Origin of the sequence: Streptomyces muensis, from assembly GCF_021474425.1 — a bacterium.
Taxonomy (GTDB): Bacteria; Actinomycetota; Actinomycetes; order Streptomycetales; family Streptomycetaceae; genus Streptomyces; species Streptomyces muensis.
The window spans coordinates 1-10,694 of sequence record NZ_JAKEIP010000273.1; the positions used below are offsets into that span (position 1 = coordinate 1).

11 protein-coding genes are annotated in these 10,694 nt (G+C 72.6%); 5 read left to right on the plus strand and 6 right to left on the minus strand.

What is annotated here, in order from left to right:
- Positions 1 to 28 precede the first annotated feature (28 nt).
- A complete protein-coding gene (locus L0P92_RS37060) occupies positions 29 to 712 on the minus strand; it encodes an ABC transporter ATP-binding protein (RefSeq protein WP_234767462.1) in 684 nt (227 codons plus the stop codon).
- Positions 713 to 730: 18 nt separating this feature from the next.
- On the minus strand, positions 731 to 1,102 hold the full coding sequence (locus tag L0P92_RS37065) for a DUF4333 domain-containing protein (RefSeq protein WP_234767463.1): 372 nt from the start codon (positions 1,100 to 1,102) through the stop codon (positions 731 to 733).
- Between the two features lie 199 nt (positions 1,103 to 1,301).
- Here L0P92_RS37065 and L0P92_RS37070 point away from each other — a divergent pair, with 199 nt between their 5' ends.
- Positions 1,302 to 2,489 (plus strand): sensor histidine kinase, encoded by a 1,188-nt coding sequence (locus L0P92_RS37070; protein WP_234767464.1) that lies wholly within the window; start codon positions 1,302 to 1,304, stop codon positions 2,487 to 2,489.
- A 16-nt stretch (positions 2,490 to 2,505) separates the two neighbouring features.
- Here L0P92_RS37070 and L0P92_RS37075 read toward each other — a convergent pair whose 3' ends face one another.
- Complete coding sequence (locus L0P92_RS37075) at positions 2,506 to 3,036, minus strand: DinB family protein (protein ID WP_234767465.1); 531 nt, start codon at positions 3,034 to 3,036, stop codon at positions 2,506 to 2,508.
- An 80-nt stretch (positions 3,037 to 3,116) separates the two neighbouring features.
- Positions 3,117 to 4,175 (minus strand): alcohol dehydrogenase catalytic domain-containing protein, encoded by a 1,059-nt coding sequence (locus L0P92_RS37080; protein ID WP_234767466.1) that lies wholly within the window; start codon positions 4,173 to 4,175, stop codon positions 3,117 to 3,119.
- A gap of 203 nt (positions 4,176 to 4,378) precedes the next feature.
- Here L0P92_RS37080 and L0P92_RS37085 point away from each other — a divergent pair, with 203 nt between their 5' ends.
- The 4 genes from L0P92_RS37085 (at position 4,379) to L0P92_RS37100 (ending at position 8,017) form a co-directional block, all read left to right on the plus strand.
- On the plus strand, positions 4,379 to 5,260 hold the full coding sequence (locus L0P92_RS37085) for a LysR family transcriptional regulator (protein WP_234767467.1): 882 nt from the start codon (positions 4,379 to 4,381) through the stop codon (positions 5,258 to 5,260).
- Between the two features lie 86 nt (positions 5,261 to 5,346).
- A complete protein-coding gene (locus tag L0P92_RS37090) occupies positions 5,347 to 6,330 on the plus strand; it encodes a hypothetical protein (protein WP_234767468.1) in 984 nt (327 codons plus the stop codon).
- A gap of 164 nt (positions 6,331 to 6,494) precedes the next feature.
- Entirely contained in the window at positions 6,495 to 6,866 is a 372-nt protein-coding gene (locus tag L0P92_RS37095) for a hypothetical protein (RefSeq protein WP_234767469.1), read from the plus strand.
- A 47-nt stretch (positions 6,867 to 6,913) separates the two neighbouring features.
- On the plus strand, positions 6,914 to 8,017 hold the full coding sequence (locus tag L0P92_RS37100) for a hypothetical protein (protein ID WP_237696532.1): 1,104 nt from the start codon (positions 6,914 to 6,916) through the stop codon (positions 8,015 to 8,017).
- A 49-nt stretch (positions 8,018 to 8,066) separates the two neighbouring features.
- On the opposite strand, the gene L0P92_RS37105 is transcribed toward L0P92_RS37100, so the two are convergent.
- Positions 8,067 to 9,614: a serine/threonine-protein kinase gene (locus tag L0P92_RS37105; RefSeq protein ID WP_234767471.1), complete on the minus strand. Its 1,548-nt coding sequence runs from the start codon at positions 9,612 to 9,614 to the stop codon at positions 8,067 to 8,069.
- On the minus strand, positions 9,611 to 10,405 hold the full coding sequence (locus tag L0P92_RS37110) for a serine/threonine protein kinase (protein WP_234767472.1): 795 nt from the start codon (positions 10,403 to 10,405) through the stop codon (positions 9,611 to 9,613). Before L0P92_RS37110 ends, L0P92_RS37105 begins: the two co-directional genes overlap by 4 nt.
- Positions 10,406 to 10,694 lie beyond the last annotated feature (289 nt).

The window sequence follows — 10,694 nt, forward strand, 5'->3', positions numbered from 1 at the left end:
GGGCGGGGGCGGGGAGGTACGGGACGTCTCAGGCGACGGTGAACTGGCTGTGGCCGCTGATCCGGCCGTCCCGGACCTGGAGGACGCGGTCGCAGTGGGCGGCGACGTCGGCGTCGTGGGTGACCATCACCAGGGCGGCTCCGGAGGCGCGGGTGACCGAGGTCAGCAGCCGGACGACCTCGTCGCTGGTGCGCTGGTCCAGGGCGCCGGTGGGCTCGTCGGCGAAGACCACGTCCGGTTCGACGGCCAGTGCGCGGGCGATGGCGACGCGCTGGGCCTGGCCGCCGGAGAGCTGGCCGGGACGGCGGCCCTCCAGCCCGTCAAGGCCCAGCGGGGCGAACCAGCGGCGGGCCCGTGCGACGGCCTCCTTGCGCGGGGTGCCCTCCAGCATCAGCGGCAGCGCGACGTTCTCCTCGGCGGGCAGTTCCGGCAGCAGCTGGCCGAACTGGAAGACGAACCCGAACCGCTTGCGACGCAGCGCGCTGAGCCGGTTCTCGCCCAGCTTGTCGATCCTCTCGCCGCGCAGCAGCACCTGGCCGCCGTCGGGCCGGATGATCCCGGCGAGGGTGTGCAGCAACGTGGACTTGCCCGACCCGGACGGGCCCATGATGGCCAGCGAGTCGCGCTCGCGGACGTCCACGTCGACACCGGCCAGCGCGGTGGTGGAGCCGTACTTCTTGACGAGGCCGTACCCGGCCAGAACGGTGTTCATGGTGTGTCGTGACCCTTCTCAGCGCTCGAACTTCCAGGTGACGCTCTCGGCGTCGGCCTTGGTCACCCGGACGGGGATGCGGACGGACCCGCCGTCGCCCTTCTTGCCGGTGCAGGTGATGCTCGCGCCGGTCACGGCCTTCAGGCCGGTCGGGCAGGTGATGCCGGAGACCTTGTCGCCGACCCAGGGCAGCGGGTGGTACTTGCTCTCGGTGCGGCCGGCGACGATGTTCGCCGCGAGCGCCTTGTGGCCGTCCACCGAGGTGGTGCTGTAGTCGTCCAGACGGCTGGTCGACTCGGTGCCGGCGAGGAGATAGGTGCCGAGTCCGCCCAGCGCGACCACGGCGGTCGCACCGCCGACGACGCCGACGAGGAACTTGCTGCGCTGCATCGAGTACTCCTGAATGTCCTGGTGTCCAGGTGTCCAGGTGTTCTGGTGTCCTGGTGTCCGTGGTGGGATGCGGCTCCACCCTCGCCCGTGCGCCCGGGCGCGCGCCTCGGCCATAAGGCCGGAGCCGGCCGACGTCGGCGGGCGCGCCTCGGCCGTTCGGCCGATCCCGCTGCCCGGTGTGTGGCCTACGGTCGTCGGCATGAGGTCTGTTTCGGCCCGGGGCTGCGCCCGTGCCTTCGCCGTCGGTCTCCTGCTCGCCGCGGGCGTCGTCGACGTCGTCCTCTACACGAGCGACGGCGCGGCGAGCGTCCTGCCGACGGCGAGCCCCGTCTGGCAGACCCTGGCCCTGGTGCTCGTCGGTCTCGCCGCCGTGCTGTGGCCGGCCGGGCGGCGGCCCGAGTGGCTGACGCCGCAGGTGCGCACCGCCGTGCCCGCTCTTCTCTCGCTCCTCCTCACGGCCGCGTCACTGCTGGTCGACCAGGAGGTCGTGTTCGGGCCGGGCGAGGTCCTGATCCTGCTGTGCCTGCTGTTCGTCGCGGTACGGCACTGCCCGCCGCGCGCGGCCGTGGTCTGCGGGATCCTCGACGCGGGCGCGCTGCTGGTCCTTCCGGTGCGCGGGGACGTGACGTTGAGCGATGACGTGCTGGGCCTGGAGACGATCGGTCTGCTGCTGGTCGGCCTGGTCGCCGGACTCGCGGGGTATCTGCGCTCCCTGGACTACCGGCGTACGGTCGCCGTCAGCGAGACCCGGCGCGCCGAACGCCTGGCCATCGCCGCCGACCTGCACGACTTCGTGGCCCACCATGTGACCGGGATCCTCGTGCAGACACAGGTGGCGCGGATGATGGCCCAAGCCCAGGCCCAGGACGACCTCGACCCGGTCCTGGCCGGCATCGAGCGCGCCGCGACCGAGGCCCTCGCCTCCATGCGCCGTACCGTCGGCGTCCTGCGCGACACCGGCCACGAGGCGGCCGACCACCGCCCCGTCGGCGACCTCGCGGGCATCGCCGAACTCGTCGACGGCTTCACCAGCCCCGTCCAGCAGGTCACCCTGCGCCGCGACCCCGCCGTCTCCGACGACCTCCCCCACGAGGTGCAGGCCGCAGCCTTCCGGGTCGTCCAGGAGGCCCTCACCAACATCCGCCGGCACGCCGCCGACGCCGCCCACGTCGAGGTCGCCCTGCGCGACGACGCCGGACGCCTGGAAGTCTCCGTCACCGACGACGGCCGCGGCGGCACCCAGCTCCCGGCAGCCGCACACGGCGGCGGCTTCGGCCTCGTCGGCCTCAAGGAACGGGTGACCGCACTCGGCGGCGAACTGCACACCGGGCCACGCGCCGAAGCGGGCTGGGAGGTACGGGCGGTACTCCCCACGCGGAAGTCCTGAGGGAGCCGGCCTCTGGCTACTGGACGTCCACGACGAGATAGCCGTCGATGCGGCGTACGAAATCGCTGTCGGGGTCGGACGGCAGCGCGTGGCCGAGGTCGCCCGCGCGGACCTCGCTGATCCACTGGTCGTGCTGGTACTCGTGATTGATGAGCGCGACGAGCAAGTGGGTGGCGACGACGGCGAGTTGGGCGGGGGCGCCGACCCGGCCGGCGGCGATGTCCCCGATGCGGGCGTGCACGCGTTCGGCGACCGTGGCACGGAATTCGGTGAGCCGTTCGACCGTGGGCAGCGTGCCGCGGAACTTCTCCGGGTTCGCCGAGTCCATCAGCGCGTCCAGCTCCGGGTCCGGGCTGGGTTCGGCCGCTGTGAGGTTGCGGATCATGAAGTGGGCGACATGGGCCTGGTGGCCCAGGTGCCAGCCGATGGCGCTGGAGTTCTCGTGCGGACGCCAGGTCACCTCGTCCGGGGTCAGGTCCTTCCACAGGTCGTCGGTGTAGGCACGAGCACGGTCGTACTCGCGCAGCAACGCGTCTGTCCGGAGCATGGGTCACCTCGTCCTTGGTCGGGGGCACCGGTCATCGCTCGCCGCTCCGGACCTGGAGCTGGAGCTGGAGCGGCTCGGGCTCATGCCGGGGCATCTGCTCGACCACCCTGGCCGGGAGTGAGGACCATCCGGAAGCGGGCCTTGCCCTCCCGCTGGGTGTCGAGCGCCTGCTGCGCCTGCTCCAGCGGGACGGTCTCCACCCGGGGGCGGACGCCTGTGGTGACGGCGAAGCGCATGGCCTGTTCGGTGTCGGCGGGGCTTCCGGTCAGATGGCCGGTGACGCTGCGCGCGCCCATGACGAGCTTGGCGAGGGGCAGTTGCAGGGGAGCTCCGTCGAACCCGACGACGGTGAGTGTTCCGTGCGGGGCGAGCCCGTCGACCAGTTCGGCGAGCGGCTTGCTGCTGGAGGCCGTGGACAGGATCAGCCGCGCGCCGCCCGACTTCCGCAGCGCCGCACCCGGTTCCTGCCGCTCGGTGTCGATGTAGTGCCGGGCGCCCAGTTCCTCGGCGAGCTCGCGCTTGTCCTCGCCCCTGCCGATCGCCACCGTCTCGAACCCCATGGCCGCGGCGAACCGCACCGCCAGATGGCCCAGTCCGCCGATCCCGAGGACCGCGACCCGGTCGCCCGGCTCGGCGCCGGAGTGCCGCAGTGCGTTGAAGGTGGTGACACCGGCGCATCCGAACGGCGCGGCCTCCGCCGAGGACAGGCCCTCGGGGATCCGGGCGAGCACGGCGGCCGGAACCGTGATCGTGCTCGCCCAGCCGCCGGGGTACGACAGCCCCGGCACCTTCCGCTCCGGGCAGTGCACGACATCGCCGGTGCGGCAGGCGGAGCAGTGCCCGCAGCTGCCGCCGAACCAGCCGACGGCCACGCGCTCCCCCACCTCCCACCCCCGTACCGAGGGGCCCGACTCGGCGATCACACCGGCGACTTCATGGCCCGGGGTGATCGGGAATCCGCCTGCCGGGGCGGTGGCCCGGACCGTACCGATGTCGGCGCCGCAGATACCGGTGGCCGCCACGTCGACGCGTACCTCGCCGACCCCGGGTGGGCGTGCCTCCACCGGGACGACCCGCACGGCGGCACCCGGCTCCGCCAGCTGTGCGGCCCTGTGACCACGGCGACCGGCCTCGGACACGACCATCTCTCCTCGAACTCTCCTCGAAGAAAAGGAATACGGATATCCACGGAATCAGCGGCCCCACACCCGCACGCCGGGTTTCGTGGAATGCCGCAAGCATGACTCCGTCGCACCGTAAGGCGTCCCGAACCACGCCGGTAGAGGATCATCGGGAATGGGGGTATAAACGATGGTTATATCTGTGGGGCGAGGAGAACGACATGAACATCGAGGGGCTGCGCTACGCCCGGGCCGTCTCCAGGACGAAGTCGTTCAGCGCGGCCGCCCGGGCCTACGGCGTCACCCAGCCCGCCCTGTCCAACGGCATCGCCCGGCTGGAGCAGGAACTCGGCGTGACGCTGTTCGAGCGCTCGCCGCGCGGGGTCAAGCCGACCGCGGACGGCGCACGGATCCTGCCGATGATCGACCGGGCCCTCGACGCCGTCGACGGGATCGTCGCCGAGGCCCAGCGGCTGGCGCACCCGGCACCCGACACGATCCGTATGGGCGTCTCGCCCCTGATCGGCGCCGACCTCGTCGCCCGGGCCTTCGAGGCCGCCCGCGACCTGGACCGGCCGCGTGACCTGGTCCTGCGCGAGGCGGACCTCACCCATCTGCGCGAGGACCTGCGGGCGGGCAACCTGGACCTCCTCCTCGTGCCCGCCGTGCAGGCCATGCCGAGGTTCCGGCATCGTGTCATCGCCCGCGAGCCGGTCGTCGTGATCGACCCCGCCACGTCCGGGACCGACCTCCCGGTCGAGCTCCGGGCGGCGGCCGACGCCTCCTACATCCTCGTACCGGACACCTGCGGACTGACCACCTTCACCACCGAACTCTTCCGCAGCCACGACCTGGCGCTGCGCGCCTATCCCGGCGAAGCCTCCAACTACCGGGTGCTGGACGAGTGGGCGCGGATGGGCGTGGGCGCCGCGCTGCTGCCCCGGTCCAAGGTCACACGGACCCCCGGCAACTCCCGTCCGCTCGTCAGCGCCGGCACTCCCGTCGAGATCGCCTACGAGGCCGTATGGGACCACGCGACCCCTCTCGCCGCCGATCTGGAGGACTTCGTCGCGGCGCTTTCGGACACGGCCGCTGGCGATTGACGGAGGTTATGGCTCCCTGACTCCGTCTGCCCGTACGGGAATTGCGAATCGCCCTTCGGGAATCCGACGTGCCCTAGGCTCTCCCGATGATCGCCGATGACATACCGCTCGCTGAACTCGCCCGCGCCTGGGAGGAGATCCGCGAGGACTACGACGACTTCCACAACGAGGCGTACGACCGGACAGTGCTGGAGTGCGCCGCGCGGCTCGCCGCCGACCCCGGCGGCGCGTCGGCCTACGTGTGGACGATCGGCCTGCTGATGACGGCCCCCTATCTCGCCTGGGCGCCGGGCGACGGCGTCGTACCGGAGGCCAGGGCGGCGCTGGCGGCGGCCGACAGCGCCCTGCGCGACCGGCCCTGCGAGCACGAGACGCACCCCTACCGGGAGCATGAAGCCGAGTTCGACGAGGATCTCGCCGGGCAGTTGTGCGACCTCGCCGACCGGGACGCGGCGTGGGAGGAGAACCATCCCCGTGAGCAGTGGCTCTGCCCGCGCAATGTCGCCGGACTCGCCCGGATCGCCCTGGACGTCATCGAACCCGGCTCTGCCCCGGACGTCCCGCCCCGGCTGCCGGTGGGAGCCCGGGAGACCATCGGCACGCTGTCCGCGATGCTGCACGGCTACCCGGACCCGGGGACCGACATCGGCGAGGAGATCTCGTGTCAGGCGGGAGAGCTGCGCTCGGCCGAACCCGCGGACCGGCCCGGACGGCTGCTGGTCGCCCTGGCGGTCTCCTGGTACGCCGCCTCCGACTTCGTACGGAACACCTCCGCGATCGAAGAGCTGATCGCGGCGCTGGAGGCGACGCTGCCGCACCACGCCGACGCGACGTGCGACCACGACGGGCATCCGACCCTGCCGAGCAGCCCGGACACCGCCGCGCTCGGCATCATGCTGAGCACCCCCGGAGGACGCGCCCTCTACGAACGGGACTTCGCGCACCGGACACCGTCGGAACTCCTGCTGTGCCCGGCCGCCCTGGCGGACGGGGCCAGGCGGTCGCTGCGTGCGCTGGCCGCCCGGCGCGACGAACTCCTGGGCCGTCCGCAGGGCGCCGGCTGCCCGTGAGGCCGTCACCCTGACATTCGTCAGGGACCGCGGACGCCGCCCGCTGCCTACTGTTCGTGTCGTCTTCCGGCCCCGCGCACACCGCGGGGCGTGGTAGGACCCGGCCCGCTCCTCACCTTCCGCACGGCCGGCATTCCCCACCGCTCTCCGCGAAAGGCACGATCATGCGCAGACTCTTCCGCGGCGCCGCCGCGCTCGCCCTCGCCACGGTCGCCGTCCTGACCGGCACCACCCAGGCCCAGGCCGAGGGTGGCACCTGGGACGGCTGCCCGTACGGCGCCGTGTGCATCTACCCCCAGAACGTGACGCCGGCCAACAACCCGAACCCGAGCCACATCTTCTACTCGTACGGCTTCCACCCCATCTACAACCAGTACGGCAACCACTGGATCCTCAACAACCAGTACGACGGCGCCCTCGTCGAGCTGTGCAAGTCCATCAACACGGACTGCCACGAGTCCATCCCGCCGCAGGAGGGCTGGTACGTCGACCTCACGCCGATCAACTCGCTCCACCTCAGGGAGCACTACCTGTGAGGCGCCGGCTTCTCGCGACCGCCGCCACGCTGCTGCTCGTCGGCGGCATGGCGGGGTCCGCCACGGCCGACGTCCCGGCGGCGCGGCCCTCGCAGGCGGCGCCCGCGGCCGTCCAGGTACCGAACGGCGTCACCGCCGGGGCCGCCGTGTTCGACCGGCAGACCGGCGCCTTCACCGAGCAGCTCGACACGAGCGCCCGCTTCCGGTCCGCCTCCGTCGTCAAACTGCTGCTGACGCTGGACTTCCTGTGGAACCGCGGCCCCGACTACACGGTGCCCGCCGCCGACCGCGCCCTGCTGGAGCCGATGCTGCGCAGCAGCTACGACGACGCGGCCGACCACTACTGGGTGGAGAACGGCAAGGCGGCGATCATCACCCGCATGGCCGGGCGGCTCGGTCTGAAGGACACGGCACCGCCGCCCACGGGCTACGAGGGCTACTGGGGCTACACCTCGCTCTCGGCCCGGGACACCGTGACGATCTACCGCTACCTCCTGGACTCGGCGCCGGCCCCGGTGCGCGACTTCGTGATGGGCAACCTGCGCCAGTCCACACGCTGCGCCTCGGACGGCTTCGACCAGCACTTCGGCATCGCCGGGGCGTTCGGGAAGCCGTGGGCGGTGAAGCAGGGCTGGTCGGGGTCGTACGAGGAGGGCACCTGCGGCACCGGCACCGGCGCGAGCACGCGTACGGCGTCCAAGGCCGAGGCGCCGGCCCCGGCCGCCGCCGACGTCGATCTGACCCGGCCCGCGCTGCACAGCACGGGGACGGTGGGTGCCGGGGACCGGTTCATCGTGGCCGTGTTCACCCTGCACCCGGTGGGGACCTCGTACGGAAAGGCGTACACGGACCTCGGCCGGCTGACGCGCTCGCTGAACGTGCCGGGGGCGGCACGGCCGACGGGGTGGTGGTACGGCACCTGGAGCGACCATGTGAACGTGCGCCGGGACCCGTCGACCTCGAACGCGCCGATGACTCGACTCCCGGCAGGGGTCGAGGTGTTGGTGGGCTGCCAGAAGCGAGGGCAGGAGGTCTCGGTGCCGCCGTACACCAACGACTGGTGGGCCTATCTGCCCCAGTACGGCGGCTGGATCTCCAACATCTACATCAGCTCGCCCGACAACCGGCTGCCGGACGTGAAGGACTGCTGAACGGGTGAGGCAGCGGTACGGGGGACCGCTGCCTCACCGCCCGTATGCCTCACCGCGCGTACGCGGCGAGGTTGCGGAGCACCTCGTCGACGTGCGGCCGTACGCGTTCGGGGACGCCGCGTTCCTCGATGACGGTGCGGTCGCTCGTGCGGTAGCCGGCCGCGATCAGCGCGGGAAGGTCCGCGGCGGGCAGCCCGGCCTGTTTGAAACGCTGGTCGAGCCAGCACACGTACAGGCTCATCGTGTGAATCGCGTCCGGTGCCGACAGGTAGTCCTTGTCGCCGTCCCCGTCACCGTCCACCGCCCAGGCCCGGAAGACCGACGGCGTCCACATGGCGATGCCGTACTCCTCGGCCCCCGGGCGCGAGGCGTTCACGTCGAAGCCGCTCTCCGTCTTGATCATGGCGGCGAGCAGGGCTGGCGTGACCTCGGCGTCGCTGCAGCGGCGGGCGGCGGCCACGATGACCGGGCGCAGCGCCTTCGGTACGTCGGAGTCCTCCCGGAGCTCCCCGGTGGCAGCCGGGCTGTGGGCGCCGGTGACCACGGCGGGTGCGTCACGCCCGTCGTCCTCGGCTTTGTCGCCGGCGTCGCCGCCGCCGAGCAGCGCGGCACCGGCGACGGCGGCGGCCGTGACCCCGGCGAGTGCCGCCGCGGCGAGCGGCCACAGGCGGCGTCGGCGGGGTGTGCCGGAGAGTGCCGCGACCCGGGTGGCGAGGCTTGCCGCGGTGTGGCGGAGGCGGGCGGTGTGGTCCGGGGCCAGACAGTCCGCGACGAGCCGGCGCCAGTCGTCGTCGAGTCCGGCGTCGAGGCGCAGGGGTGCGGTGCCGCGCGCGTAGGCCTGGGCGGCGAGCGAGCGGGCGCGGGCGGTGGCGCCGGGGAAAGGGTGCAGGCCGCCGGTGAGGACCTGGTGGGCGAGGATGCCGAAGGCCCAGATGTCGGCGGTCGGCCGCACCACCGCGCCGTCCGCTCCGGTGCGCTGGGACCACCACTCGGGCGGCAGATGGTCGAGCGTGCCGAGCGGCGGCAGGTGGGCGTGGGTGCCGTCGAGTTCGGTGGCGAGGCCGAAGTCGGCGAGCCACACCTCGCCGTCCGCGCCCAGCAGCACGTTGGCGGGTTTGAGGTCGCCGTGCACCCAGCCGGCGTCGTGCATATGGGCGAGCCCGGCGACGACGCCGCGCAGGATCCGTACGGCGTCCGCGACGGGCTGGCCGGTCCCGGCCGAGTCGAGCACCTGCCGCAGGCTGGCCTCGGCACGGTCCATGACGAGCGCTATCGCGCCGTCCAGGGCGGGCAGTCCGGGTGCGTGGACGGTGCGTACGGCACGGGTCCGTACCAGGTGCGGGTGGTCGGCCTCGGCGCTGAACCGCACCTCGCGGGCGACGAGTTCGCCGAGTGCGGCACGCTGGCCGGGGCCCAGGGCGCCGGTCGGCAGCACCTTCACCGCGGCCGTCGTACCGTCGGCGACCGCACGGGCCTCGTAGACGGTGCCCCAGCCGCCCGAGCCGATGACCGCGCCCACTTCCCAGCCGTCGATGCGGAAACCGACGGGCAGGCGTGGCGTTTCGAGGGCGCTCTCGTCGGCGCCGGGCACGTTCACGCGCCGTTCTCCTGCGGTGCGGGCCTGCGGCGGGACGGCAGCAGGGCGAGGTGCTCCTCCCGTACCAGGCCGAAGCGCAGGGCGAGGGAGGCCAGTCGGGTGCGTTTGGCGCCGGTGCGGGCGGTGCCGTCGGCGGCGGAGTCGTCGCCGAGGTCCAGGCGCAGTTTCGCCGACGCCAGGTAGTCGATGTGGTAGTTCACGGCGGACCGGGTCAGCCCACGGCAGCCCTCCAGCGGACGCAGCCGCTCCGCGATGTCCCCGGCGCCCGGCAGCGCGCTGTCCGACAGCTCCCGCAGCCGCGGCTCGCACAGCGCCACCAGGACCAGGAAGTACTTGGCGGTCACGTCGAGCGCGTAGGGGTGCACGGTCTGCTCACCGGCGCCGGGCACCGACCGTTCGTCCAGGTAGGCGTGTTGCGGGGCGAACACCTTGAACTCGGCGGTGCCGTTCAGCGCGGGCAGCACGACCCGGGAGAACTCGAAGGGGACGGGTGCGCCGAGCCGTCGGGGCGCGACGGTGATGTACTCGCCGGCGCCCTCCAGGTTCTCGACGACGTAGGCGGTGTCCCGGCTGAAGTTGGACAGCCGCCAGTAGTCCTCGGCCGCCTCCAGCCGCCCCGCCCGCCGGGAGATCCCGGGGTCCGGCAGCAGGATGGAGAGGTCCCGGCCGCCGGGCGTCCCGCGCCCGAACTCGGCCACGTCGCCCGGTCCCATGTGCAGCAGTGCGGGCCTGCCGGGTCCGTCGGCGTCCGGTCCCGACGGACCGGGCGGCTGAACGATGATCGTTTCCATGCCGGCTGTTCCCCCGATGTGATCGCCGGGCCTGTGCGAGCCGTTCCGGTGGCCGCCGGCCCGGCGTGTGTGCGCGTGGATGTGTCGCGGCTTCCGGCGTCGGCGGATGGTCGGTCCGCCTCGGTCGGTGCGACACCGAGAGCATCACCGGTCACAGCGATCACCGCAACCATCTGTGGCCGTTCCGTTGCTCCTGGCACGATCCCGTGTCAGTCCAGGGTCTGCGCCTCCTTGCGGGTCGGCTGTGCGGGGACTCTCGCCGAGAGCGGTATGAAGGGGGGCGGGGTGG

Coding starts and splice junctions, on each gene's coding strand:
- L0P92_RS37065 (WP_234767463.1), bottom strand. CDS start 1,102: ATGCAGCGCAGCAAGTTCCTCGTCGGCGTCGTCGGCGGTGCGACCGCC.
- L0P92_RS37100 (WP_237696532.1), top strand. CDS start 6,914: ATGGCGGGGTCCGCCACGGCCGACGTCCCGGCGGCGCGGCCCTCGCAG.
- L0P92_RS37095 (WP_234767469.1), top strand. CDS start 6,495: ATGCGCAGACTCTTCCGCGGCGCCGCCGCGCTCGCCCTCGCCACGGTC.
- L0P92_RS37060 (WP_234767462.1), bottom strand. CDS start 712: ATGAACACCGTTCTGGCCGGGTACGGCCTCGTCAAGAAGTACGGCTCC.
- L0P92_RS37075 (WP_234767465.1), bottom strand. CDS start 3,036: ATGCTCCGGACAGACGCGTTGCTGCGCGAGTACGACCGTGCTCGTGCC.
- L0P92_RS37070 (WP_234767464.1), top strand. CDS start 1,302: ATGAGGTCTGTTTCGGCCCGGGGCTGCGCCCGTGCCTTCGCCGTCGGT.
- L0P92_RS37110 (WP_234767472.1), bottom strand. CDS start 10,405: ATGGAAACGATCATCGTTCAGCCGCCCGGTCCGTCGGGACCGGACGCC.
- L0P92_RS37090 (WP_234767468.1), top strand. CDS start 5,347: ATGATCGCCGATGACATACCGCTCGCTGAACTCGCCCGCGCCTGGGAG.
- L0P92_RS37085 (WP_234767467.1), top strand. CDS start 4,379: ATGAACATCGAGGGGCTGCGCTACGCCCGGGCCGTCTCCAGGACGAAG.